The following is a 24,991-nucleotide window of genomic DNA, read 5'->3' as shown; positions in this document are numbered from 1 at the left end:
CAGGCCATGAAAATCCAGTCTTCTGAAGTGAAAAGATTCTTGCCTTGGTTGTTGCTTGCAACTGGTTTTGGCGTAGTCTTCCTTCCAACCTTTAAAGACCTGTTCCGGACTCTTTGGAGCACCGATCAAAACGCCCATGGACCCATCGTCCTTGTGGTTGCTGTGTGGTTTTTCTATTTCAAAGTAAAGAACATGGCGTACGGCGGCGAGGTAGCGTTGGCACCCGCTCGCACTGCCGGGAGCCTGACGCTGCTCTTTGGGCTGATCATGTACGTAGCGGGTCGCTCACAGTCCGTCTATGTGCTGGAGGTCGGATCCATTGTTCCGCTGCTAGCAGGCTGCGTGATGATTTACTTTGGCACGGCGATTTGTAAAAAACTCTGGTTTGCCTTCTTCTTTCTGTGTTTCATGATCCCATTGCCAGGGTCAGTGGTGGATGCTCTTACGCAACCAATGAAGATTGCAGTTTCTTATGCCACTGAGCACGTGCTTTATTGGTTGGGTTACCCCATTGCACGTAGCGGCGTGATCCTGATGGTTGGGCAATACCAATTGCTAGTTGCTGATGCCTGCGCGGGTCTGAACTCCCTATTCACACTAGAAGCCTTGGGTTTGTTGTACATGAATGTCATGCGCCACGAATCCCCCGCCAGAAACAGCATTCTTGCCATTTTGATTGTTCCAATTTCCATGACTTCCAACGTTATCCGTGTCGTCATCCTGGCGCTTGTCACTTACCACTTCGGGGATGAAGCGGGACAGGGCTTCGTTCATGGCTTCTCCGGAATCGTGCTGTTTATAACTGCGCTCATGCTGATCATTGGCGTCGACTCTTTGTTAAGAGCCGGGGTTCGCAAAAGCAATAGTCAAGCAGCAGCATAAAGAAAATATCATGCAAAAAACACTTGGCTTACCCAAGCTACCCCAATTGCCTTTGGGCACTAGCCTAGCCATATTTGCCGCGTTTTTGCTTTCTGCTGCATTGGCTTACTGGGCAACACCACGCCTAACAGAAGTAAGCAACGCCCCCAGCCTTGACACCACCGTTCCCAAAGCCTTTGGCGACTGGAAAGAGGTACCCAGCCCATTTATGCAAGTCAGCTTAACGACCGGGTTGGACCCCAATATGGACCAACCCTACGACCAAGTGACAATGCGCACGTACGTCAACAGCAAAGGGCAGCAAATTATGCTGGCTTTGGCTTGGGGAAAACGTCAGAAGCAAGAGGTCAAGATTCATCGCCCGGACCTTTGTTATGTGGCGCAGGGTTACAAAATCGCTTCCCTCAAGACGGCCCAATTCAACGATATCGCAGCCGAGCCCAGAGCCGTCTTGGGAAAGCAAATGGTGGCGAAGTCTTCACGCAATAGCGAAGCAGTCTTGTATTGGATGCGCATCGGGGGGCTTTTCAGTGAAGACGCATTTGCAACCCGCGCTTACATCATGAAAGAAGGTTTCGCTGGCCGCATACCAGACGGGATCCTGGTTCGGGCTTCGATGCGCTTCACTGACCCAAGCCAAGAACAGAACGCCTGGCCACTGCTTGATGCATTTCTCGTAGATTTGGTCAAGGCCGTGCCCCCTGAAACCCGGGCGCTGTTGCTGGGCAATCCGAGATCTGAAACCACACCACATGGCACATGATCATTTCGGAGGCATGTCTTCGGATGCAGCCCATGGCCCACGCAGATACAGCCTCGTAGACGTTTTCCTTTGGGGAACAATTCTCGCCAATATTGCAGTGGCGATCATGCTGCCGAACCTGATTTCTTCGGGTTTGGCTACTGCCCTTTACCTGATTTTGTTGTCCCGAATCTTCAAGAAGAGTCCACTCGGGTTTTTGCTTTTTTCACCCATCATCTTTCTGCACTTCTCCGCGCTAATTTCGCTAAATGCGATTGAAGCAGGAGCGTACATGAAGGAAATGGGACGATTGGGCCACGCGTCTGCCGCCGGCGCCACCTGGGTATTGGTGGTTGGTGTGTTTATTTGGGTAGCGACATCTGTGTTTACTCACAACCGCAAAGCCCCAACAAAACCCACCATTGCACTTGATGCGTCTAGGCATCGATTCATTGGCACTTGGGCTGCGCCTCTAGTCGTCTGCCTGTTTATCTTGTGGCTGCTAATGAAAGGGGCATCAACCGGCTTTCCACTGATAGATGGTTTTGACCGTTTTGCCTATCGCCGGGTTGCCGGCGACCCGATCACACTCAACATACTCAACCTTAAGGTTGTCATTTCGGCTTTTTTGGCTTTGTCTGCTGTTAATTGCAATACCGCCATTAAGCGCAATTGGCACCATGTTATTTTTGCAGCCTACCTAGGCACATCGTTCCTATTTGGTGACAAGTTCTTCATCATTATCTCGGCTTCGCTGTATTACGTTGCGATCCAACTCGCCTTTCGTCCAGAGATCATTGCCCGACAAGCGAAAAGGTTCTTTTTACCCGCAACTGGAGCCCTACTCGTCGCAATTGCGATGACGGTTTATATCTACTCAGGGCTTGGGACCTACGGTGTGGACAAGACCTTTCAGTTGCTAATCGAACGTTTTGCCTCGCAAGGACAACTTTGGTTTATTGCCTTCACCGAAAACTTCCACTGGATAGGTTTCGATACTTATGGCGTTAAAGAAAACCTTAATGCTTTGATAGAGAACCCCCATCAGGACTACGTGTTCGAAAAGCGCCTAAGCGCCTTCTACTTCATTGAGACCTATGCTCCCAGCAAGATGTTTCTTTCATTCGTTGGGAACCAAGGATATGTCGCTCCCACAGGGGTTTTTGAAGCCTACATGATAGAAATGTTTGGATTTTTCGGCGGTCTAACTGTCGTAGCACTTGCTGCCACTTTGCTGGGTTGTATTGCTCGCTGCATTCGCTATGCCGTTACCACCGGCAATCCGTTCACTGTACTGTTACCCGCCTACATATTGGTTCAGTTTTATTACCTTATTGCGGCTGGCACTCCGTTCAATGTTTTCGGTGCTAGTGCTTTTAAGGCTTATGCCGCCTTCGCAACACTGCAATGGGCTGTCACTTTTTGGGTCAGAAAAACTGACCTAAGCAACGCAGGGCGGAGTGAACACAACTCCACACCTCTCACCAAAAATCAAAACTAAGACATCATCATGCGTATCCTGCACTTGAGCATGCTATACCCCCCGCACATCATTGGCGGAGCAGAAAAGTCCGTTGCTTTGCTGGCAGAGGCACAGTCCGCGGCGGGCCACCAAGTCGCTGCAAGTTGCACTACTCCCGGAGCTGCGGTACAGGAGACTATCAATGGGGTTAGCGTCTACCGGATGCCCCATGAAACCGACTTCTGGGCCGAAGAGTGGCCACAGCACTCGTCACTAGAGCGAGGCCTGCGGCGCATAAAGATGCCGTTCAACTCGAAACTTGAACGGCGTTTCTCAGAGGTCATTGAAGACTTCAAACCAGATGTTGTGCACACCCACTCAATGACCGATGTTTCCACGCGCGCTTGGTTGGCCGCGCGCGAGCAAGGTGTGCCGATAGTGCATACCCTTCGGGACTACGATTTGCTTTGCGCCCATTCGTCCATGTTCAAGGACGGTCAGCGCTGCACCAAACGGCACTTGAAATGCCAATTTTTCACCCATTTCAAAAAAGACCACCACCTTTGTGTGAGTGCAGTTGTAGGTGTGGGGGCCGAAATACTGCAAACCCATATCGACCACGGTTACTTTGCCCATGTTCCTGCCGATTTGAGGCGAGTCATCTGGAACCCTGCAGTGGTGGACGGTGTGCCCCCCGACTACCAAAAACCAGCGCTGAATGGCCCAATTGTGTTTGGATACCTTGGCCGCATTAGTGTCGACAAAGGAGTAGGCAAATTGTTTGAGGCCTGCCGGAAACTACCACGAGATGGCTGGCGCCTGGTATTGGCCGGGAGACCGGCGCAAGATGATGAGCCGCTGATGAATGCAGCGGGTGACCTACCCGTAGATTTTTTGGGCTTTATTTCGCCAAAGGTATTTTTTGAGCAGATTGATGTGCTGGTCGCGCCCTCCATATGGGCCGAGCCCCTGCCACGCACAATCTTGGAGTCTTATGCCATGGGCATCCCGGCTCTAGGTGCCGACTCAGGTGGTATACCTGATCTGATAGGTCACAACAACACAGCATGGCTGTACCCTGCCACCGACGCTGAAGCGCTGGCAGAGCGCATGCAAAGCATACTGGCAGCAGGCCGCACAGCATTGCCGGGTCGTGCCACGTTTCAATCCGTTTTAGACCGCACTACGCCTGAAAGAGTCTTGCAAAACTATGACGAGGTCTACCAAAGAGTAGTTGTGCAGCATGGTTGATCTGGGGCGGTATGCAGCATTTCGAGGCTGGAGGGTGCTGTGATCATTCGTAGCATCGGCTTGATGACGGTCATTAACATTCTGAAGGGTGCAGTCAGTCTTCTGCTTTCCTTTTATGTTGCCAAAGCTGTTTCCCCTGCCGAGTTTGGTCTGATTGCATTTGCGATACCGCTGGCGGCGCTGATAACTCTGTTGACCGACCTTGGCATTGCCAATGCGATCGTACGGGAGCGCAGTCTTAGCAAAGCCCAGTCTGGTTCCGCCCTGGTCATGATGCTTGCCTTCGGGTTAGTCGGTGGCGGCACTCTTGCACTTCTTGCCACGCCTATTCAATGGGCTTCGGGCTTGCCAGGCGTACATGATGTAGTACTAGGCTTCGCGGTTGTGGCCTGTTTTTCGGTGTGGGCAACCTGTCCACGGGCCTTGGTTGAACGCGAGTTGCAATACAGCACCATTAGCGCCGTAGAACTTACCGCCTTGTTAGCAGGCACCGGAGGGTTTTTCTTTGCGTTGCACGCCGGCTGGGGTGTTTTTGCACTGGTTGCGTTTCACGTCATCCTCCAGTGCATACGCAGCCTGGTTTTTTTGTGGTGTGCGCGCGGTTTGTTTACTTGGGTACTAGTACCGCGTGGCATTAAGCCGTTGCTACAAACCGGTGGTTGGATCTTTGCATCGAATCTGCTTTCTTATGCATCTCGCAATCTGGATCGCTTCATCATTGCGGCCAACCTTGGTGCTGCGGCCGTGGGGCTGTATGGTTTTGCCTATCAATTCATGACGGTGCCACTTGTTTTGCTGGCTTGGCCGGCAAGTGGTGTGCTTATGTCCACGCTGTCGCGCCTGAATGACGATATCGAGAGCAAAAAGAAAGTGGTCGAGGGTTTCCTCGCCATCACAGCAGCTGCGGTGTTTCCAATGATGGCTTCAATTGCATTTCTGTCTTCATATCCCTTGCAATCCTTTTTGTCCGATAAATGGCTTGGTGTTGATCACTACATCGCGTTACTGGCTCCACTAGGGGCAGCGCAAGCGCTTGCGGTCTATGCTAGTGCAACCCTTGTCGCTGATGGTCGAATGGTATTGAACTTTCGACTTAGTTTACTAAACGGGTTAATTATCCCAATTGGATTTCTAGTTAGCGCTCCGTTCGGTCTAAGTGTTTCCGTATCTAGCTATTTGCTGTTGAATAGTATTGTTTGTGGACTAATGATTTACTATATGTGCTCAACGACTAACATTTCTGCACGAAACTTTATTGAACTGCTGTTGCCAGGAATTTTGGCAACTATCGTTGTTGTATTGGTAAACCTGATGCCAATACGTTCTACTGACTCAGCAAAAACGGATTGGGTGATATTAACTAGCGCCTCAGTCTTTGGAGTTTTTGTTTCAATAATTATTTTTAGAGCGCGCTTAATTTCGCATTATGTTGTTCTGAAGTCTTTGCGTTTAGCAAAAGCAAATGCTGCAAGTTGACTTGTTCATCTAGATGAAATAGCGAACCTATTCGAAATTTATGAGCAGCTTTAAAGAATTTGCAAATGTGATTTCGATGGATGTGCAAGCAAGCACTGGACGTCGAGGCTTAACGGCTGTTTTGTCAGCCTTAATCTACGAACCGGGTTATTCATACGTGTTTTTCCACCGAATTGCAGTTCTGCTGTACTCAGGCGGTCTACCACGATTTGGCAAATTTATTTGGAAGCGAAACTCGGTTCGCTATGGGTGTTACTTGCATCTGCATGCCAAGATTGCCGGTGGATTAAAGCTTCCGCATCCAGTAGGCGTAGTCGTCGGTGAGGGGGTTGAGATTGAAGAATGGGTAACGCTATATCAAGGCGTAACGCTCGGCAAAGGCTACGCGCAAAACACTTATCCAACAATTGGAACTCGAACTACTGTTTTCGCGAATGCGATTGTTTTTGGCGCCGTTAGGATAGGTTCGAATGCAGTTATTGGCGCAGGGGCAATTGTGAACAAGCCAGTGACCGGCGGTGATGTTGTTGCAGGGAACCCTGCAAAGTCTATTCATTCGACGCCGATTCACGTTGAGATTAGTGGAACGCAATGATTGATTTTTCTGCGATAAAGGTGAAGCTTAGAGCAGCCATCGGTACACTTTTGGCAGTTTGGGCGGAGTACCGCGTCACAGTTTCGGGCTTTGAAGTCAAAGGCCTGCACCCCAGACCTTCACATCGATTTGCAAAGATCGCAGTTCTTTCATTTTTCGGTCGACACAATGGTATTTCAGCTGGCGCACTTTGGCAGATCGATGCGCTTACTGAGGCTGGGATATCAGCCTTTCAACTGGACGTAACAGCTGCTATTCGAAATCCCTTGTTTCGGCTGTCGGCTGAGTCTACGGGAGCGCCAAGCTGTATGGTTATTCACACAGATGGACAACGGGTGGCAGTTGCACTTAGCGCAATACCCAGGGCAATGCGCAGTGCCTTTAGGGTGGGCTACTGTGCATGGGAATTGCCTGATCCACCGCTGGCTTGGGGGCGCTTTGATAGATTTCTGCACGAGGTGTGGACACCAAGCGAATTCAGCCGTCTAGCACTACAAAAAATGTGCGAGAAGCCGGTGCGAGTCGTAAGGCACGTAGTACGCGCGCCTACAAACGTAAACGACCGTGCGATGCGTGATCGACTTGGGTTAAGCGACTCGGATTTTGTAGTTTTAGCCATGGCAGATGTGCGCTCTAGCCTTGCGCGCAAGAACCCATTTGGCGCCATCGCAGCCTTTAGGCAAGGGCTTGGCACACACGCAAATGCCGTCCTGGTGCTCAAGGTATCTGGCGCTGACCATGACCCCACTACTTTTGCCTCCTTACAGGCAGCATTGGATGGTAGTCGCGTAGTGCTCTTGTTGGACCGGCTAAGCATGGACGAACAGTGGCAACTCTATGCAGCTTGCGATGTTTTCATCTCTCTCCATCGCGCAGAAGGCTACGGCCTGCCAATGGCGGAAGCTATGGCTATCGGCAGGCCAGTAGTAGGAACGGGATGGTCGGGCAATCTAGACTTCATGAACGCCACTAACTCCGCGCTGGTGGACTACAAACTGGTCGAGATAAACGACCCCCAAGGTGTCTATGCCGGTAGCACTTGGGCCGAGCCGTCAGTGGCACATGCTGCGGAATGGCTGGGACGCCTACATGCCTCTTCCGATCTACGAGCTGAGCTTGGGAATGCAGCGGCTCAAAGCATGACCATTTCGCAGCAGATGAAGGAGTTCAATAACCAGATAAGAAGTACCCATTTGGTCGACAGCGAAAAGAAAATGGAGAGAACCAGTTGAAAACTTTCTGGACATCAATACATTATCTTCGCGCAATTGCTGCATTAATGGTGGTCACGCACCACGTACCTTATGCGCTAAACAGTTGGGGATTCAAAACCCCCCTTGCATTTGATTTGGGAGCATGGGGCGTAGATCTCTTTTTTGTAATCAGTGGCTTCGTTATGGCATCAACGAGTGGTCTGACTCCCGGCCCAGCCACTGCCAAACGCTTTCTTGTAAGTCGATTCATTCGAATAGTACCCATGTACTGGGTAGTGATCCTTTTTCCAGTTCTATTGGGCCTCGTGTTTCCAAGCATTTTTCGCAGCTTCAACTTCCCGATTGAACAAGTCTTGAAATCTATGTTCTTCGTCCCTTACCTTGATGATCGAGGACTTATGCGACCCGTCGTGTCGCAGGGTTGGACCTTGAATTTTGAGATGTACTTTTACGCGACTATTGCATTGGCGCTTTTGTTTTTTTCGCGATGGCGATTGCTTGCAATATTTACACTCTTGATGGCAGTTTTCTCTGCAATTCGAATGGATGTTTTTTCACTGCCTCCAGCCATGCAGGTTTATGCAGCGCCAATCGTTTTTGAGTTTTTGCTGGGCTTACTGCTGCCTAGCTTTTTGGATCGTATGAATTGGCAGGCAAGCCGCAAGCTACCAATTGGCATTTTCTGCATAGCCCTTGCTCTTGTTATTCTCATAAGTGCGCCGTCTGGACTACATCAGGAATACAACTCAATTGATCGCTTGGTGTACTGGGGTAGTGCGGCATTTGCCACTGCACTCGGCTTTTGTTTGTTGGAACCGGTTTTTGGCAAGGCCAAAATTGCCATGCTGTTGGGTGACGCATCTTATGCTATCTATCTAGTTCACGGTTTAGTCTTCGGGTTACTCCTAAAGCTAATTCCCAAGTCAACTCCACTCCTGCTTGCCGGTACTCTTGCATTTTTCGCTGCCATTTTAGTTGGGCAGTTCTTCCACTTGCTCCTTGAAAAGCCCATAACCAAAATACTGCGCGATTGCCTCGTTCCAGCAAAAGATCGGGAAGCTTAGGAATGAGGAGTCACTACTTTTCATACGCATGCAAAGTCCTTGCTTCAATGCGGACTTGCAAAGGCTTCTTTCGGATGCCGAGCGTTCTAATCACGTTGACTTGCATCTCAGTGCTTGCTGCGGATTCAAGTTCGCAAATGCAAAGTATGGAATTCCAAAGCTTTGACCAATGGTCGAGCCTCGCCGGTGGCCAACACGAGAGCCCTGCCATGGCAAGCAGTCGCAAACATGACTTGTTGTCCCAATGGCTAGGAGCGGACGGACAAACGGTGACTTTGGTTGTACGCCAACCGGTTTTCCTGAACAACCGCAAACGTGTGTCACTCAGCCCACCGCCAAAGGGCACGGACGCGCGGCCACTGGTAGAGAGCGCTTTGCAGCGGCTGCGTTCGGAAAACGCAAACACGCTAAGCCTGGCGCCTGGCGACTATGATTTCTTGTCAACTGAGCCCAAGTTCAAGTCACATCTGCGCTTGGAGGATCTGTCTGATTTCATCCTGGAGGGCAATGGCGCACGGTTGAACTTCTACAACAACGCGCCAGGCATTTGGATTCAACAATCGCAACGTATCCGGGTTGAGCAGCTGACGCTTAACTATGCTTTGCGCACTACTTCAATTGGGCGCATTGTTGACCGTGCGGGGCAACGGGTTTTGGTAATCGACGGCGCATATCCGGTAGATGCATTGAACGAAATTGCGCAAATAGTCGAGCTCCGACCTGATGCCATGCGCTATGTTGTCGGGGGTGGCCGGGTGATTTTTTCTCCTAAAGACACCAGTCAAGTTAGATTTTTGGGTGCGCAGACTTATGCGTCTCCACGGTTTGCAAAGCTGGTTCCAAGCAGCCGCTACATGGTCTTGCACCAGTATTACGGCGGGCAAGCTGTAAAGATTGATGGTCAACGCACGCCAAGTCAAACAGAAGACATTACTCTTGCAGCCCTACAGCTGCATGCGACCCCTGGCATGGGTATTACGGTCACCGGCTTGCGCCGTGGTCTGGCAGTCATCGATAGCCAGTTTGTTGCAGCGGGAGACGGTTCGAATGCGGGTGGGGTGTCTTGGGACGGGGTGCACGTGCACTCTGGTGGCGGAGACATCTTGATCAAAGGCAATCGATTTGAGTTGCTAGGGGATGATGCAATCAATCTGAGTAACCCTATTCACACGATACGAACATTAGATTCAACAACAAGACGCGTGACTCTTGCAGGCTCGTCAAGATTCATCACCCAAGGGGACACACTTGCCTTCTTTACCGACGATGGTGGTTACCAAGGTTCGTCCAGAGTAACAGCTAGACCGGTTGCTGCCGGGAACAATGAGTTTTTGCTGAGCCTTGACGAGTTGCCCGCAGGCGTGGGTTTGAGTTCGGTAGTGCGTACGGTTGAAATGATTACGCGGAGATTTGTAATCGCCGACAATTTGATCCAAAACATCGGTGGCCATGCAGTCTTAGCTCAGATCCCCCATGGGCTGATAGTCAACAACTCTGTGCAGAACATTAACCGCAACGCGATACGCCTGCTGTCTGATATTGGCACTTGGAATGAGGGGGTCGGAGCCTTCAATATAGCGGTCCGCAGCAACACGATTGTCAACCCAGGTGTGGACCCCGTTCTCGACTTTCCATGGGCGGCAATAACTGCTTACAGCGGAGCGCGCGGCCGAGTGCTGTCGCCACATTTCTACAACCGGGATTTGGAGATAAGCGACAACAGAATCGAAAACTACAAACAGGGCTGTATTTCGGTGACAAATAGTCTCGGTGTAGTGTCGCGAAGAAACACATGCATTCGCGATTCAAACGCTGAAAAGACTGCTTTGCCGTGGTTTGTAGTTCGCTCTAAGGGAGTGATAAATGAATAAAAAAGTATTGATAAACGGGCGCTTCCTGGGCAGGAAAGTTACGGGCGTTGATCGATTTGCGATTGAAGTCCTTCGTGCTTTGGATGAACTATATGAGACTGCAGACGTAGCCATCTCTGATATTGAAATTGAAGTACTTGCACCAGTCGGTGTGAACGAATTGGCTGGTTTGCGCCATATTCCTATCCGCCAAGTTGGCAGTTTGAGTGGCCAAGCATGGGAGCAATTCAGTCTGCTAAAAGAAGCAGGCGATGTTTTGTTGGTTAACCTGTGCAATACAGCGCCGCTCTTACATAGAAAACAGCTTGCTGTCATCCATGATGCGGCTACTGCACGAGCACCATCTTCTTACAGCAAAACGTTCCGGCTCTGGTACAGCTTACTAATCCCCTGTCTGTACACAAGGGCGAAGTCCGTTTGCACTGTTTCTCAGTTTTCAAGGGATGATCTGGCCACTCTTTATGGGGTACGCAACGACGTCATGGTCTTGCCCGAAGGCACAGACCATATGGATCGGACAAATGCCGATGTTCGCGTATTGGAAAAAGTAGGGCTTACCCAACGACCCTATGTATTGGCAGTCAGCAGTTTGGCTCCGCACAAGAACTTTGAAACTGTTGTCCGCGCTGTCGCATTGATGGGGGAAATAGACTTCGATGTAGTGATAGCAGGAGGACTCAATCCGGCAATTTTTGCGAAGGCTGGAAACACACTTCCGAGTTCAGTGAAGTATGCGGGCTATGTTACAGATGCCGAGCTAAAGGCTTTGTATGAACATGCGAGCTGCTTCATCTTCCCTTCAATTTACGAAGGCTATGGGCTTCCACCCACTGAAGCAATGGCTTCAGGCTGTGCCGTCATTGCATCGAATGCTGCCGCGATTCCAGAGACTTGCGGAGAAGCGGCGTTGTACTTTGACCCCAAAAGTCCGGCAGATTTGGCACGAGTGTTGCAAGTTTTTATGGCTCAACCGCAGCTTCAAGAAAAGATGCGATCGTTAGGCCGTGCGAAAGCAAAAACCATGAGATGGCGAAACACCGCTATCGGTCTCTTGAATGAAATTAAGCGAATTGCATGATGCAAAAATCCCTAAACTCAACAGAACCGCGAGTGGCCATCGTTCACGAGTGGCTGAAGACCTATGCCGGATCTGAAAAGGTTGTAGAGCAACTTTTGACCATCTGGCCCGATGCGGATCTATTCTCTGTGGTGGACTTTGTGCCTGAGGGCGAGCGCGCCTTTTTGCAAGGCAAGAAGCCAACCACCACGTTCATTCAAAAGATGCCTTGGGCTGCAAACAAGTTTCGCGGTTACCTGCCCTTTATGCCTTTAGCCATAGAGCAGTTGGATGTTTCTGCCTATGACGTGGTGATTTCCTCTAACCATGCGGTGGCCAAAGGCGTGCTCACCGGCCCAAACCAGATGCATGTGAGCTATGTGCACTCGCCGATGCGCTACGCCTGGGACATGCAACACCAGTACTTGGCAGAGTCAAACATGGTTTCTGGTGTCAAGAGCTGGATCGTTCGGGCCATGTTGCATTACATGCGCCTGTGGGATTTTCGCGCCGCCAATGGCGTAGATGAGTTTTTGGCCAATTCGTCATTTATTGCCGGACGCATTCGCAAGTCTTACCGGAGGGAAGCGGTGGTGTTGTACCCGCCGGTGGATGTTGAGCGATTTGCACTGCATACGGAAAAAGAGGATTTCTATTTAAGTGCGTGCCGCATGGTGCCTTACAAGCGAGTGCCACTCGTCGTCGAGGCATTCCGCAAGATGCCAGACAAGCGCTTGGTGGTAGTGGGTGATGGCCCGGACTTCGATCGCATCAAGCAAAACTGCCCACCCAATGTCGAAATCAAGGGCTTTTTGCCAACCAACGATTTGGTGGATTTGATGCAACGTGCCAAGGCAATGGTGTTCGCCGCCGAAGAAGATTTTGGAATTGCTCCGGTTGAAGCACAAGCCTGTGGGACCCCCATCATTGCCTACGGGCGCGGCGGTTCGCTCGAAACGGTACAAGGCGACCCTGCCAAGGGGGACATTACAGGGCTGTTTTTCGAAGAGCAAACTGAAGACGCTATCTGCAAAGCCGTGCAGTGTTTTGAATCAGTGCAAGACAGCATAACGCCCGAAGCTTGCCGAGCCCACGCTGAGAAGTTCTCAATTGAAGCCTTTCGGCAACGGATGTCGTCATTCGTTAATGACCGCTGGGCAAAATTTAACAACGCGAAGCGCGGGTTTCAAATTTGGGAGTAGATGTGAAAAAAGTAGTGATTTTTGGTGGCACAGGCTTTATTGGCCTGCATTTTTCAAAGTACTTGCTGGCGCGAGCAGGCTTTGACCATGTAGTTCTGGCTGATATCAAGCCGCCAGCAGAACACATTGCTTCGCAATTTGTGAAGGACGAAATAGAGCGCGGGCGGATCAGCTACGTTTACAGCGACGTAAGGAAAAGTATCGACAGCAGCCTCTTTGGCGACCTGGGTGACATTAAGTTTTTAGCAAACTTTGCCGCTGTTCACAGAGAACCGGGTCACCCTGCCAACGAGTACTTCGAAACCAACATCCCCGGTGCTCGAAACGTTTGTGCTTTTGCTGAACAAATTGGATGCGACGACATTTTGTTCACCAGCAGCATTTCGCCCTACGGGCCTAGCGAAACGCCTCGCTCTGAGACTGACATTCCAACGCCAGAGACGGCATATGGATCTTCCAAGTACGCAGCTGAATTGATACACGAGGCCTGGCGATGCCGAGGTATTGGTGAACGACGTCTCCTGGTAGTCAGGCCCGGCGTGGTCTTTGGTCCTGGCGAAGGCGGAAACGTCTCTCGTTTGGTTAGCGCGCTCACCAAAGGTTTTTTTGTGTACGCTGGAAATCGCCAAACACGCAAAGCTGGCATCTACGTCAAGGAGCTGTGCAATGCCATGTGGTGGATGCATGAACTTCAGGCAAACCGCCCACCAGCGCTCGCGACAGCAAACATGACGATGAATCCCGGCCCCTCGATGGAAGAGTACGTTGAAACGGTTCAAGAAGTCGCCAAGAAGCGTGCGTTTGTCCCATCGATCCCTGTCTGGTCCCTGATGTTGGCAGCGAGACTTGTCCAAACGCTTCTGGGGCCCTTCGGCGTCTTTAAGTCAGTGAACGTGGTGCGCGTGCGCAAGATTATTCGGTCAAACAACATTGTTCCAGGCGTATTGGCTGCTGAAGGTTATCCATACCAATACACGCTGCAATCTGCACTTGCAGATTGGCGCAAAGACATGCCTAGCGAATGGGGTATTCGCTGATTTTCTGGACATGGCGCTATCAAAAGTGAAGCTGTTCGCGCAGATTCCATGAGCGCTAGAGGCCCATTTTGTTTAAATTTGAGAGGGAGTAAGTCATGAAGATTACCGTGATTGGAACGGGTTATGTGGGCTTGGTATCAGGCACTTGCCTAGCCGAAGTAGGCAATGAAGTTCTTTGTTTGGATGTGGACCCCGCCAAGATCAAAATCTTGGAGGATGGAGGAATTCCAATATTCGAACCCGGCCTGCAAGAGATGGTGAAACGTAATGTGGCGGCTGGCCGCTTGCATTTCACAACGGATGTGCAACGTGCTGCGCACTTTGGCACGATTCAATTCATTGCGGTTGGCACTCCACCCGATGAAGACGGCTCAGCCGACATGAAATACGTGATTGCCGCTGCACGCAATATTGGCAAGCACATGACCGACTACAAAGTAGTCGTAGATAAAAGCACGGTGCCTGTGGGAACTGCGGATGCCGTGAACGCTGCTATTGAGGATGAACTGAAGAAGCGCGGGGTAGAGATTCCGTATAGCGTGGTGTCTAACCCCGAGTTTTTAAAAGAAGGAGCAGCGGTAGAAGACTTTATGAAACCTGACCGCATCATCATTGGTTGCAGCGATGAGCAAGCGGCACTGAATATGCGTGCTCTTTATGCGCCTTTCCAGCGTAACCACGACAAGTTGGTGCTGATGGATGTGCGTAGTGCTGAGTTGACTAAATATGCTGCAAATGCCATGTTGGCGACCCGCATTAGCTTTATGAATGAGTTGGCCAATCTGGCTGAAAAGTTGGGCGCAGATATTGAAAATGTGCGCAAGGGTATTGGTTCTGACCCACGTATTGGCTACGACTTCTTGTACGCAGGTGCGGGTTATGGTGGATCTTGCTTTCCAAAAGACGTTAAAGCGCTCATCAAAACAGCCGCAGACGATGGAGGCATTGAACTCAAGGTGCTGACCGCGGTTGAAGAGGCCAATGACGCGCAAAAGCATGTACTGGCCAGCAAGATTAAGTCCCGTTTCGGTGCTGATTTAACTGGTAAACACTTCGCACTTTGGGGCCTCGCTTTCAAAGCCAACACAGATGACATGCGGGAAGCGACTAGCCGAGAGGTCATTAAAGATCTTCTTGCAGCTGGAGCAACTGTGACGGCTTACGACCCGGTCGCCATGAAGGAGGCCGCACACTGCTTCCCGGATGAACCACGCATAACCTATGTGGAGAGCCAGTCAAGTGCGCTCGCCAAAGCAGATGCACTGGTCATTGTTACGGAATGGAAAGAATTCCGGAGTCCTGATTTTGCAGGGATCAAGTCGACACTTAAGTCGCCGGTGATATTCGATGGCCGGAATATGTATGACCCGAAGTTGGTCCGTTCCATGGGAATTGAATACCACGCAATCGGCCGTTGAAGGCTAGGTCAGACAGGGAGGGAATATGAAAATACTAGTAACTGGTGCAGCCGGATTTATAGGTATGCACACTTGTCTGCGCTTGCTTGAGCGCGGAGACGAAGTCTTTGGTATTGATAACTTGAACGACTACTATGAAGTTAGTCTGAAAGAAGCACGGCTTAAGACGCTGCTGGGTTACAAGAACTTCAATTTTAAGAAAATTGATGTTGCACACGCGCACGATATCAATGAAGTGTTTGAGGACTTCAAGCCTGCACGATTAGTGCACCTAGCCGCACAAGCAGGTGTGCGGTACTCGATTCAAAATCCGAAAGCCTATTTGGACTCAAATCTGGTGGGATTCGGAAACATATTGGAAGGGTGCAGGCACAACGGAATTGAACACTTGGTTTATGCCAGTAGCTCGAGTGTGTACGGTGGAAACACCAATATGCCATTCAGTGAGCATGACAGTGTCAATCACCCTGTGAGCTTGTATGCGGCTACAAAGAAGGCCAACGAACTGATGGCTCATACATACAGCCATTTGTTTCGACTTCCCACAACGGGCTTGCGCTTCTTTACGGTATACGGCCCGTGGGGGCGGCCAGATATGGCTCCAATCCTGTTTACGAAAGCCATACTTGCTGGGAAGGCAATTGACGTATTCAATTATGGAAACATGAAGCGCGACTTCACATACATCGATGACATCGTTGAAGGGGTGATTCGTGTTTTGGACAAGCCAGCACAAGCAAATGAGCGTTTTGACTCAAGCGCACCCGATGCAGCGTCGAGTCATGCACCTTACCGAATCTTCAATATCGGAAACAACAGGCCGACTCCACTCTTGGAATTTATTGATGCAATTGAGACATCGCTGGGGAAGGTTGCAGTCAAGACTCTTTTGCCGATACAGCCAGGAGACGTCGAGACAACTGCAGCTAACACAGACGAACTGAACCGTTGGGTAGGTTTCAAACCGAAGACTGATATTCGTGATGGTGTTGCGAACTTCGTGAATTGGTACAAAGCTTTTTACAAGGTTTAAATGTAGTTACCAGTGCCAGTGAGGAACGCTTCCGCCCTTTGCCCACGATCTATGTATTGCTAGGGTTGGAAGAGGCGAGTCCACTCGAAACATCATTTGGAACCTATACATGACAGTACTGACTCTCCAAGACATGGCCACGCAGTCGGGTGTGGCCTTCGGCACCAGCGGTGCGCGCGGCAAAGTAGCCGACATGACGCCGGACTTGTGCCATGCCTACACCACTGCCTTCCTGAATGCGGTGGTGCCCAAGGCCACCACCATCGTGCTGGGGCATGACCTGCGCCCTAGCAGCCCTGAGATTGCCGCAGCCTGTGCTGCCGCTATTGAGAGCCTGGGCATGACGGTTGTTTACGGTGGTGCCCTGCCCACCCCTGCGCTGGCTTTGTACGCTGCGCAAACCGGCTCACCAGCCATTGTGGTGACGGGCAGCCACATTCCGTTTGACCGCAACGGCATCAAGTTTTACAAAGAAGACGGCGAGATCACCAAGGCAGACGAGCGGGCCATGCTCGACTTTTTGGTGGGTCTGCCAAAACAACTCAAGCTACCCAAGCTGCCGGCCCCAGACGCACGGGTGGAACAGGCGTATCTGGACCGCTACATCCGGTTTTTTGGGGCCAACGCCTTGCTGGGTGAAACGATAGCCGTCTATGAGCACAGCAGCGTGGCGAGGGATGTGCTGCGCACCATCCTGGAATCGCTGGGTGCCGAAGTGATATCGCTGGGGCGCACTGATGTGTTTGTGCCCATAGATACAGAAGCCGTGCGCCATGAAGACATTGAGCAGGCCCGCGAGTGGGCGGAACTGTATGACTTTGACGCGATTGTTTCGACCGACGGAGATGCGGACCGCCCGCTGATTGGCGACGAAAAAGGCGAATGGATGCGTGGCGATGTAGTTGGCATTTTGACTGCCCAGTACCTGCATGCCACCGCCGTAGTGACGCCGGTGAGCAGCAACAGTGCCCTGGAGCGCACCCAGAGTTTTGCGCAAGTGGTGCGCACACGCATTGGCTCGCCTTACGTTATTGAGGGCATGCAACAGGCAGCGCACGACGGTGCCGAGCTGGTCGTGGGTTACGAAGCCAATGGCGGCTTTTTGCTGGGTAGCCAGGTACTGCGCAAAGGGCAGCGGCTTGGCCCCCTGCCCACCCGGGATGCCGTGTTGCCGATGCTGGCCCTGCTATGCGGAGCCAAGGCGCAAGCGCTAAAAATGTCAGAGGTGGGCTACCGCCTGCCCAAGCGTTTTACGGCCAGCGACCGCATTCAGAACTTTGCCACTGCTAGCAGCCGCGAGCTGATTGCCAGCCTGCGCAATGACCATGTGCTGCTGCGCAATGTGATGGCGCCCCAGGCAGGACCGGTAGAAGCCATTGACGAAACTGACGGCCTGCGGGTGCACTTTGCGTCTGGCGACATTGTGCATTTGCGCCCCAGCGGCAACGCCCCCGAGCTGCGCTGCTACGCCGAAAGCACCAGTGTGCGGAGTGCCAAGCGCCTGTGCGACGAGTGCCTGCTGCGAATCCTGAAAACTGCAGCGCCTGCGTAACGTTTGTGCGACAACCGGCCCGAACGGACTATGTACAGCTCCAAGGGCTAACCCTAATATGAAGTCAGCTGAAAAGGTTTCAGCTCACAACTGAAATAAGGGATGGACATGAAATTTAAAACTGCAATTGCAGCCGCAGCCGTAGCGGCAGCGTCTGTGGGCGCTCAAGCGTCTGTCATCACCGGTAACAGCGCAACTTTTGTTGCAGGTACCTTTACCGATACTTACGTTACCGATGTGATCGTGACCGGCCTGTCCAACGTGACCGGCTCTTTTGATTACCTGCTGAGCGCCACTGGTGCTTCAGGCGCCTCGTATGTTGGCGCTGCGGTTACAGGTCTGACCACATCGATTTATCTCGGCAACACGCTGAAGGGCACATCCACTGGTTTGAACTACAGCTTCAGCAATTTGCTGAGTGGCACTTACACTCTGAAGGCCTCCGGCTCCGTGGCCAATAACGGATTCAATGTGTTGATCAATAGCTACACCGTAACACCTGTGCCAGAACCCGAATCGTTCGCCATGTTGTTGGCTGGTTTGGGCGTGATGGGCGCGATTGCACGCCGTCGCAGCAAGACTGCTGCCTAAGCCACAAGGTTTAGCAACCCACAAAAAAGGGACTGCAATTGCAGTCCCTTTTTTTATGTCTTGCGGCAGCGTGCTGCTGCGGGATTAAGCTGCTTGGCGCCGGCGGCTTACAGCAGCGATGAGCCCGAGGCCGGCTAGCATCAGAGCGTAGGTTTCCGGCTCTGGCACGGCACTTACCTGCAAGTTGTCAACCGCCAGATAGCCACGCCCCGGCAGTGCCCCCAAAGTGACCGATCGAAGATGCGTGAAGCCCGTGAGCTGAAAGGTAGAGAACGCATCTGGCAAAACGGTGGCGCTCAAGCTCAGGGTACTGAAATCGGCTTTGAGCCCGGTGATGGACAGCGTGGCAGAAGTGCTGCCAAAGTTTTCCCAACCTCCGATATCAAGGGATAGCAGGTTGAAGAGCCCGCCGTCTTGCCGGCTGAACGTTTCTGTGCCCACACCAGCTTCATAGGCCAGATAGTGGTTGCCGGCTGCACCGAAGGTATCGAGATTAGTAACCCCATGCACGGCCAGCGGGAAAGTGCTGGAATACTTGAACACGTAGCCGCCCGAAACCACATCTGCTGAACCGCCGGCGCTGACCGCAGGCACATCCTGGAAGTCGACCGTAGCCCACGTTTGCGATGCGCCCAAAGAGATGAACGCGGTGATCATCAAGCGGTGGAATAAAGACTTTGTTTTCATATGCTCCCTTTGGTTATTGTTCACAAAATGCCAGTGATAAACGCGGTCGCCGTGCTAGTGTTGCCTGGCCCCCGCACTGTGCAACTCTGGGTAGTACCTGGCGGGATAACTGTGACCCCGAACCCGCTGCCTAGGGAATAGCCGCTGGGTAAACCGCCTTGCAGGAGGTTGCGGGCATCATCACAGGAAGCGATAGGCACCGTGTTGGCCGTGCTGATCTGCCGGGCAGCCACATTAATGGCCGAACCGGAAGTGAGTGAGCCGGCGACAGCTTGGGTTGCGGCTAGTTGGGCGTCGGTTCGCAAATCGACAAACTTGGGGATGGCCACAGCCGAGAGGATGCCAAGGATGACAATCACCATAACAAGCTCTATCAGCGTAAAGCCGGACTGACGGACTGAAGAAAAACGCATTCCCTGAACGTAACGAGTTGTTACAACATGATACGGGACCGAGGCGACATTGGGAATAGTCCGGATGATTGATCCAAACGGACTAGCAGGCAGACCTCCCGGATCGCAAACTGGCTACGAAGATAATTACAGACTCACCCAAGTTCACAAGAAACTCCATATGACCATTCTGGTAACCGGCGGCGCCGGCTTCATCGGCAGCAACTTTGTTATCGACTGGTTGGCCGGCTCGTCTGAGACTGTGGTGAACCTGGACAAGCTGACCTACGCAGGCAACCTGCAAAACCTTGCTTCTCTGGCTGATAACCCTGCCCATGTGTTTGTACAAGGCGACATTGGCGATGCGGAACTGATTACGCGACTGCTACAGCAGTATCAGCCTCGCGCCGTACTTAACTTTGCGGCAGAGAGCCACGTGGACCGCTCCATTCATGGCCCAGGCGAGTTCATACAGACCAACATTGTGGGCACCTTCCACTTGCTGGAAAGCGTGCGCGCTTATTGGGGCGCCTTGCCTGCTGAAGCCAAGGCGGCGTTCCGCTTCCTGCACGTCTCCACCGACGAGGTATACGGGTCTCTGACCAAGACAGATCCTGCTTTTGCCGAGACAAACCGCTATGAGCCGAACAGTCCGTACAGCGCCAGCAAAGCGGCTAGCGATCATTTGGTGCGCGCTTACCACCACACCTACGGCCTGCCGGTGCTGACCACCAACTGCAGCAACAACTACGGCCCCTACCATTTCCCCGAAAAACTGATCCCGCTGATGATCGTCAACGCCCAGGCCGGCAAACCCCTGCCCGTGTACGGCGATGGGCAGCAGATCCGCGACTGGTTGTATGTGAAAGACCACTGCAGCGCTATCCGACGTGTGCTGGAAGCCGGCGTATTGGGCGAAACCTACAACGTAGGCGGCTGGAACGAAAAGCCCAACCTGGACATCGTGCACACCGTGTGTGCCCTGCTGGATGAGCTCAAGCCCCGCGCGGACGGCAAGCCCTACAAAGAGCAGATCACTTATGTGACCGACCGGCCCGGCCACGACCGTCGCTACGCTATAGACGCCCGAAAAATTGAGCAGCAACTGGGCTGGAAACCATCTGAGACGTTTGAGACCGGCATTCGCAAAACCGTGCAGTGGTATCTGGACAACCCGCAGTGGGTAGCCAACGTGCTGAGCGGCGGCTACCGCGACTGGGTGAGCAAGCAATACGGCGACAGCAAGGCTGCAGCATGAAAATCTTGCTGTTGGGCCGAGGCGGCCAGGTAGGCTGGGAGTTGCAGCGTTCTCTGGGTGTGCTGGGCGAGGTGGTGGCGCTGGACTTTGATGCCAACCAAAACCCGCAGGGTTTGTGCGGCGACTTTACGGATATTGACGGGCTGGAACGCACGGTGGAAGCGGTGCAACCGGATGTGATTGTCAACGCTGCCGCTCACACGGCAGTGGACAAGGCCGAGAGCGAGCCCGAGCTTGCACGAACAATTAATGCCTTGGCGCCCGCTGCACTTGCGCGAGCAGCTATCAAAACAGGAGCATGGCTGGTCCACTACAGCACAGACTATGTGTTCGACGGAAGTGGTAACGCGCCTTGGAAGGAGACAGACGCGACCGGCCCTTTGAGTGTATACGGCCAGACCAAGCTAGAGGGTGAACAGGCAGTCGCCACGTGCCCCAAGCACCTGATCTTGCGAACCAGCTGGGTATACGCCACCCGGGGCGGCAACTTTGCCAAAACCATGCTGCGTCTGGCGGGTGAGCGGGATGCGCTCACCGTCATCAACGACCAGTTTGGCGCGCCCACCTCAGCCGAATTGCTGGCCGATGTGACGGCCCACGCCATTCGCAGCCTGCAAACCAGACCTGAGCTGGCAGGGCTGTACCACTGCATTGCCGCGGGTGAGACCACTTGGCATGGCTACGCGCAACATGTGCTGGAACAGGCTGCAACGCTGGGGTTGCCGCTCAAAGCCACGGCCGGCAAGGTTGCACCTACGGCGACCAGCAACTACCCCACACCGGCCAAGCGGCCGCTGAATTCACGCTTGGACACCACCAAACTGCAGGCCGCATTCGGACTGAAATTACCGCATTGGCAGGATGGTGTGAAGCGCATGTTGATCGAGATTGCAGGGAAGTAACCATGAACACTACAAATACAAAGCCGCGCAAAGGCATCATTCTGGCCGGAGGCTCGGGCACCCGCCTGTACCCGGCCACTCAGGCGGTCAGCAAACAACTACTGCCCATCTACGACAAGCCGATGATTTACTACCCCTTGAGCGTGCTACTGCTGGCAGGCATCAAGGAAGTGCTGGTGATCAGCACCCCCCAAGACACTCCGCGCTTTGAGCAACTCTTAGGCAATGGCAGCCAGTGGGGCATCCATATCGAGTACGCGGTGCAACCATCCCCGGATGGTTTGGCCCAAGCCTTCCTGATCGGTGAAGAGTTTCTGGACGGTGCGCCCAGCGCGCTGGTACTTGGCGACAACATCTTCTACGGCCACGACTTTGCAGGCTTGCTGCAGAGCGCAACGGCTCAAACCACAGGCGCCACTGTGTTTGCCTACGCCGTCAACGATCCTGAACGTTACGGCGTGGTGGAGTTTGACACTCAAGGCAAGGCGATTAGCTTGGAGGAAAAGCCCAAGGCTCCCAAGTCGCGCTACGCCGTAACCGGCCTGTACTTTTACGACGCGAATGTGGTGGAGATGGCCAAGCAGGTGAAACCCTCAGCCCGCGGCGAGCTTGAAATCACCGACCTGAACCGGATGTACTTGGAGCGCGGAGCTCTGGACGTACAAATTATGGGTCGCGGTTACGCGTGGCTGGACACCGGTACCCATGAGTCTATGCTTGAGGCAAGCCAGTTCATCCACACGATTGAGAACCGCCAAGGTCTGAAAGTGGCCTGCCCGGAAGAAATTGCCTGGCGCAGCGGCTGGATTGATGATGCGCAATTACAAAAACTGGCGCAACCCTTGGCCAAGTCCGGCTACGGACAGTACTTGTTCCGCTTGCTAAAGGAAAAGGTGTTCTGATGCAAGTGACCCGAACCGCCATTGCGGATGTGCTGCTACTCGAACCCAAAGTGTTCGGAGATGAACGTGGTTTCTTTTTTGAGAGCTTCAACGAGCGGGTGTTCCGCGAAGCGACCGGGGTGACCCTGCCCTTTGTGCAGGACAATCACTCCAAATCCAGCTACGCTGTTTTACGTGGTTTGCACTATCAAGTGCAACAACCCCAAGGCAAGTTGGTTCGGGTGGTATCGGGTGAGGTGTTTGACGTAGCGGTGGATATCCGGCCTGAATCCCCTACCTACGGCAAGTGGGTGGGCGAAATCTTGTCTGCCATTAACAAGCGACAGTTGTGGGTGCCGCCGGGCTTGGCGCACGGTTTCGTGGTGCTCTCCGAAACAGCTGAGTTTTTGTACAAAACTACGGATTACTACGCTCCGGAACATGAGCGATGCATTGCATGGAACGACCCGACGCTGGCTATCGGGTGGCCTGCGATGACCATTGCGCCCAAGCTTTCAGCCAAGGACGCTACTGGCACTGCATTTTCAGACACGCTGAAAAAACCTTAATCGCAAGCCCGTGGTGTGAAAATCACCACGTTCTGCCTGTGAAAATTGGTAACTGCTTGATTCTGGAGCCCTGAAGGTACATGGCTTCGGCTATCCTAGAAGGCTTATGGCATCCGCAGACACCACGACCCGCGACCCCAGTACAGTCGCCCTGCCGGGCATCGGCCGGGCGCTGGTAGCCGCCGGCAAAATTCCCCAGAAGACGGCGGAAGACATCTACCGCAAAGCGGTCTCCGGGAAAAATAGTTTCATGGCCGAAATGGTGGGCTCAGGCGCGGTGTCGCCTGCTGATCTCGCCCAGACTTTGTCAAATGCTTTTGCCGCACCGCTTATTGACTTGGATGCGGTGGACATACAAAGGCTACCCAAGGGGCTTTTGGACGCGAAAATTTGCACAGAATTCCGGGTGCTGGTTTTGAGCAAACGGGGCAACCGTCTGATCATTGCAACCGCGGACCCATCAGACCAACAGGCAGCGGAACGAATTAAGTTCTCGACCCAGATGGGATTCGACTGGGTCATCGCAGAGTACGACAAGCTATCCAAGATCGTAGAAGCCAATACGGTGACGGCCAGCGAGGCGATGGAGGAGATCATCGGGGGTGATTTTGAGTTCGATGAGTCAGCGGCTGAAGCTGCGACCGACACCACCCAAGCGGCGACGGCTGAGGTGGAAGACGCCCCTGTTGTCCGATTCCTGCACAAAATGCTCATGGATGCATTCAGCATGCGTGCCTCGGACTTGCACTTTGAGCCCTATGAGCACCAGTACCGCGTGCGCTTCCGGATCGACGGTGAGTTGCGCGAAATTGCCAGTCCACCGATAGCCATTAAGGACAAGCTGGCTTCCCGTATCAAGGTGATATCCCGCATGGACATCTCTGAAAAACGGGTGCCTCAGGACGGCCGGATGAAACTCAAAGTGGGTGCGGACCGGGTGATCGACTTCCGGGTCAGCACCCTACCCACCCTGTTCGGCGAAAAGATTGTGATCCGTATCCTTGACCCCAGCAGCGCCAAGCTGGGCATTGATGCTCTTGGGTATGAAATTGAAGAAAAAGAACGCTTGATCAAGGCGATCGGGCGTCCTTACGGCATGATTTTGGTGACCGGACCTACGGGCTCTGGCAAAACCGTGTCGTTGTACACCTGCCTGAATATGCTCAATCAGCCTGGTGTAAATATTGCGACGGCGGAAGACCCTTCAGAAATCAATTTACCGGGTGTCAACCAGGTCAACGTCAATGAGAAGGCGGGGCTGACCTTTGCGGCTGCACTGAAGTCTTTCCTTCGACAGGATCCTGACATCATCATGGTGGGTGAAATCCGGGACTTGGAAACGGCGGATATCTCCATCAAGGCGGCGCAAACCGGACACTTGGTGTTGTCAACCCTGCATACGAATGATGCGCCGACAACGCTGACACGCATGCGCAATATGGGGATACAGCCTTTCAACATCGCCTCCAGTGTCATTTTGATCACGGCGCAGCGGTTGGCGCGTCGTTTGTGCCTCAACTGCAAACAACCAGCAGATGTGCCTGAAAAAGCACTACTGGACGCAGGTTTCAAGGCTGCTGAGCTGGACGGAAGCTGGAAGCCCTACCGCGCGGTCGGATGCTCAGCTTGCAACAACGGCTACAAAGGCCGCGTAGGCATCTATCAGGTGATGCCCGTTAGCGAAGAGATCCAGCGGATTATTCTTCGGGATGGAAGTGCGATGGATATAGCAGCCCAGTCGGAGTTGGAGGGTGTGCGATCCCTGAGGCAGTCTGGCCTCCATAAAGTGAAACAAGGGCTGACTTCGTTGGAAGAAGTGCTTGCTGTGACCAACGAATAAAGATAACCCGGGGGA

General features: G+C 52.8%; 22 protein-coding genes and 1 pseudogene. 21 read left to right on the top strand and 2 right to left on the bottom strand.

The window, feature by feature from the left end:
• The first annotated feature begins 6 nt into the window (after positions 1–6).
• From xrtB to ACOAP0_RS14295, 16 genes and pseudogenes are all read left to right on the top strand, one after another.
• Entirely contained in the window at positions 7–882 is an 876-nt protein-coding gene (gene xrtB, locus ACOAP0_RS14370) for an exosortase B (RefSeq protein ID WP_498376951.1), read from the top strand.
• Between the two features lie 10 nt (positions 883–892).
• Positions 893–1,645, top strand: coding sequence for an exosortase C-terminal domain/associated protein EpsI (locus ACOAP0_RS14365; protein ID WP_498376950.1), 753 nt, complete (start codon positions 893–895; stop codon positions 1,643–1,645).
• Positions 1,635–3,125, top strand: a complete 1,491-nt coding sequence (locus tag ACOAP0_RS14360; protein WP_498376948.1) for a DUF6418 domain-containing protein — start codon at positions 1,635–1,637, stop codon at positions 3,123–3,125. The genes ACOAP0_RS14365 and ACOAP0_RS14360 overlap by 11 nt, the downstream gene beginning before the upstream one ends.
• Positions 3,126–3,134: 9 nt before the next feature.
• Entirely contained in the window at positions 3,135–4,337 is a 1,203-nt protein-coding gene (locus ACOAP0_RS14355) for a glycosyltransferase family 4 protein (RefSeq protein ID WP_498376947.1), read from the top strand.
• A gap of 39 nt (positions 4,338–4,376) precedes the next feature.
• Positions 4,377–5,813, top strand: coding sequence for an oligosaccharide flippase family protein (locus tag ACOAP0_RS14350; protein WP_498376946.1), 1,437 nt, complete (start codon positions 4,377–4,379; stop codon positions 5,811–5,813).
• A gap of 40 nt (positions 5,814–5,853) precedes the next feature.
• Complete coding sequence (locus ACOAP0_RS14345; protein ID WP_498376944.1) at positions 5,854–6,408, top strand: serine O-acetyltransferase; 555 nt, start codon at positions 5,854–5,856, stop codon at positions 6,406–6,408.
• A complete protein-coding gene (locus tag ACOAP0_RS14340) occupies positions 6,405–7,640 on the top strand; it encodes a glycosyltransferase (RefSeq protein WP_498376943.1) in 1,236 nt (411 codons plus the stop codon). Before ACOAP0_RS14345 ends, ACOAP0_RS14340 begins: the two co-directional genes overlap by 4 nt.
• On the top strand, positions 7,637–8,686 hold the full coding sequence (locus ACOAP0_RS14335; RefSeq protein WP_498376942.1) for an acyltransferase family protein: 1,050 nt from the start codon (positions 7,637–7,639) through the stop codon (positions 8,684–8,686). Before ACOAP0_RS14340 ends, ACOAP0_RS14335 begins: the two co-directional genes overlap by 4 nt.
• Positions 8,687–8,895: 209 nt before the next feature.
• Complete coding sequence (locus ACOAP0_RS14330) at positions 8,896–10,557, top strand: hypothetical protein (protein ID WP_498376941.1); 1,662 nt, start codon at positions 8,896–8,898, stop codon at positions 10,555–10,557.
• Positions 10,550–11,635, top strand: a complete 1,086-nt coding sequence (locus ACOAP0_RS14325) for a glycosyltransferase family 4 protein (RefSeq protein ID WP_498376939.1) — start codon at positions 10,550–10,552, stop codon at positions 11,633–11,635. The genes ACOAP0_RS14330 and ACOAP0_RS14325 overlap by 8 nt, the downstream gene beginning before the upstream one ends.
• A gap of 29 nt (positions 11,636–11,664) precedes the next feature.
• Positions 11,665–12,759: pseudogene (locus ACOAP0_RS14320) on the top strand (glycosyltransferase family 4 protein); the annotation flags it as partial.
• A gap of 59 nt (positions 12,760–12,818) precedes the next feature.
• A complete protein-coding gene (locus tag ACOAP0_RS14315) occupies positions 12,819–13,853 on the top strand; it encodes an NAD-dependent epimerase/dehydratase family protein (RefSeq protein ID WP_498376938.1) in 1,035 nt (344 codons plus the stop codon).
• 95 nt (positions 13,854–13,948) lie between these two features.
• Positions 13,949–15,271, top strand: a complete 1,323-nt coding sequence (locus tag ACOAP0_RS14310; RefSeq protein ID WP_498376937.1) for a UDP-glucose dehydrogenase family protein — start codon at positions 13,949–13,951, stop codon at positions 15,269–15,271.
• A gap of 25 nt (positions 15,272–15,296) precedes the next feature.
• The gene (locus ACOAP0_RS14305) at positions 15,297–16,304 is read left to right on the top strand and encodes an NAD-dependent epimerase (protein ID WP_498376936.1); all 1,008 of its coding nucleotides are present in this window, start codon (positions 15,297–15,299) and stop codon (positions 16,302–16,304) included.
• Between the two features lie 109 nt (positions 16,305–16,413).
• On the top strand, positions 16,414–17,856 hold the full coding sequence (locus ACOAP0_RS14300; protein WP_498376935.1) for a phosphomannomutase: 1,443 nt from the start codon (positions 16,414–16,416) through the stop codon (positions 17,854–17,856).
• Positions 17,857–17,964: 108 nt separating this feature from the next.
• Positions 17,965–18,447 carry an FxDxF family PEP-CTERM protein gene (locus tag ACOAP0_RS14295; protein ID WP_498376934.1) on the top strand — a complete coding sequence of 161 codons (483 nt, stop codon included), beginning with the start codon at positions 17,965–17,967 and terminating at the stop codon, positions 18,445–18,447.
• Between the two features lie 84 nt (positions 18,448–18,531).
• Here the strand turns inward: ACOAP0_RS14295 and ACOAP0_RS14290 are convergent, their stop codons facing one another.
• A complete protein-coding gene (locus tag ACOAP0_RS14290; protein ID WP_498376932.1) occupies positions 18,532–19,134 on the bottom strand; it encodes a PEP-CTERM sorting domain-containing protein in 603 nt (200 codons plus the stop codon).
• Positions 19,135–19,154: 20 nt separating this feature from the next.
• The gene (locus tag ACOAP0_RS14285; RefSeq protein WP_498391441.1) at positions 19,155–19,496 is read right to left on the bottom strand and encodes a pilus assembly FimT family protein; all 342 of its coding nucleotides are present in this window, start codon (positions 19,494–19,496) and stop codon (positions 19,155–19,157) included.
• Between the two features lie 211 nt (positions 19,497–19,707).
• Between ACOAP0_RS14285 and rfbB the strand changes: the two genes are divergently transcribed.
• The 5 genes from rfbB to pilB all read left to right on the top strand — a co-directional run bounded on the left by rfbB (position 19,708) and on the right by pilB (position 24,976).
• Entirely contained in the window at positions 19,708–20,784 is a 1,077-nt protein-coding gene (gene rfbB, locus ACOAP0_RS14280; protein WP_498376930.1) for a dTDP-glucose 4,6-dehydratase, read from the top strand.
• Positions 20,781–21,686: a dTDP-4-dehydrorhamnose reductase gene (gene rfbD, locus ACOAP0_RS14275; protein ID WP_498376929.1), complete on the top strand. Its 906-nt coding sequence runs from the start codon at positions 20,781–20,783 to the stop codon at positions 21,684–21,686. Before rfbB ends, rfbD begins: the two co-directional genes overlap by 4 nt.
• Before the next feature lie 2 nt (positions 21,687–21,688).
• Positions 21,689–22,588, top strand: coding sequence for a glucose-1-phosphate thymidylyltransferase RfbA (gene rfbA, locus ACOAP0_RS14270; RefSeq protein WP_498376928.1), 900 nt, complete (start codon positions 21,689–21,691; stop codon positions 22,586–22,588).
• Positions 22,588–23,136 carry a dTDP-4-dehydrorhamnose 3,5-epimerase gene (rfbC, locus tag ACOAP0_RS14265; protein WP_498376927.1) on the top strand — a complete coding sequence of 183 codons (549 nt, stop codon included), beginning with the start codon at positions 22,588–22,590 and terminating at the stop codon, positions 23,134–23,136. The genes rfbA and rfbC overlap by 1 nt, the downstream gene beginning before the upstream one ends.
• A gap of 106 nt (positions 23,137–23,242) precedes the next feature.
• A complete protein-coding gene (gene pilB / locus ACOAP0_RS14260; protein WP_498376926.1) occupies positions 23,243–24,976 on the top strand; it encodes a type IV-A pilus assembly ATPase PilB in 1,734 nt (577 codons plus the stop codon).
• Positions 24,977–24,991 lie beyond the last annotated feature (15 nt).

Source organism: Curvibacter sp. Hmag1.1, assembly GCF_059769165.1.
This window is presented reverse-complemented; position numbering and strand designations above follow the sequence as displayed.

What these genes read in the sequence shown, in the direction of transcription:
- rfbB (WP_498376930.1), top strand. Translation starts at nt 19,708, where the DNA reads ATGACCATTCTGGTAACCGGCGGCGCCGGCTTCATCGGCAGCAACTTT.
- ACOAP0_RS14285 (WP_498391441.1), bottom strand. Translation starts at nt 19,496, where the DNA reads ATGGTGATTGTCATCCTTGGCATCCTCTCGGCTGTGGCCATCCCCAAG.
- ACOAP0_RS14300 (WP_498376935.1), top strand. Translation starts at nt 16,414, where the DNA reads ATGACAGTACTGACTCTCCAAGACATGGCCACGCAGTCGGGTGTGGCC.
- pilB (WP_498376926.1), top strand. Translation starts at nt 23,243, where the DNA reads ATGGCATCCGCAGACACCACGACCCGCGACCCCAGTACAGTCGCCCTG.
- ACOAP0_RS14305 (WP_498376936.1), top strand. Translation starts at nt 15,297, where the DNA reads ATGAAAATACTAGTAACTGGTGCAGCCGGATTTATAGGTATGCACACT.
- xrtB (WP_498376951.1), top strand. Translation starts at nt 7, where the DNA reads ATGAAAATCCAGTCTTCTGAAGTGAAAAGATTCTTGCCTTGGTTGTTG.
- ACOAP0_RS14295 (WP_498376934.1), top strand. Translation starts at nt 17,965, where the DNA reads ATGAAATTTAAAACTGCAATTGCAGCCGCAGCCGTAGCGGCAGCGTCT.
- ACOAP0_RS14310 (WP_498376937.1), top strand. Translation starts at nt 13,949, where the DNA reads ATGAAGATTACCGTGATTGGAACGGGTTATGTGGGCTTGGTATCAGGC.
- ACOAP0_RS14325 (WP_498376939.1), top strand. Translation starts at nt 10,550, where the DNA reads ATGAATAAAAAAGTATTGATAAACGGGCGCTTCCTGGGCAGGAAAGTT.
- rfbC (WP_498376927.1), top strand. Translation starts at nt 22,588, where the DNA reads ATGCAAGTGACCCGAACCGCCATTGCGGATGTGCTGCTACTCGAACCC.
- ACOAP0_RS14365 (WP_498376950.1), top strand. Translation starts at nt 893, where the DNA reads ATGCAAAAAACACTTGGCTTACCCAAGCTACCCCAATTGCCTTTGGGC.
- ACOAP0_RS14355 (WP_498376947.1), top strand. Translation starts at nt 3,135, where the DNA reads ATGCGTATCCTGCACTTGAGCATGCTATACCCCCCGCACATCATTGGC.
- rfbA (WP_498376928.1), top strand. Translation starts at nt 21,689, where the DNA reads ATGAACACTACAAATACAAAGCCGCGCAAAGGCATCATTCTGGCCGGA.
- ACOAP0_RS14290 (WP_498376932.1), bottom strand. Translation starts at nt 19,134, where the DNA reads ATGAAAACAAAGTCTTTATTCCACCGCTTGATGATCACCGCGTTCATC.
- ACOAP0_RS14340 (WP_498376943.1), top strand. Translation starts at nt 6,405, where the DNA reads ATGATTGATTTTTCTGCGATAAAGGTGAAGCTTAGAGCAGCCATCGGT.
- ACOAP0_RS14345 (WP_498376944.1), top strand. Translation starts at nt 5,854, where the DNA reads ATGAGCAGCTTTAAAGAATTTGCAAATGTGATTTCGATGGATGTGCAA.
- ACOAP0_RS14360 (WP_498376948.1), top strand. Translation starts at nt 1,635, where the DNA reads ATGGCACATGATCATTTCGGAGGCATGTCTTCGGATGCAGCCCATGGC.
- ACOAP0_RS14330 (WP_498376941.1), top strand. Translation starts at nt 8,896, where the DNA reads ATGGCAAGCAGTCGCAAACATGACTTGTTGTCCCAATGGCTAGGAGCG.
- rfbD (WP_498376929.1), top strand. Translation starts at nt 20,781, where the DNA reads ATGAAAATCTTGCTGTTGGGCCGAGGCGGCCAGGTAGGCTGGGAGTTG.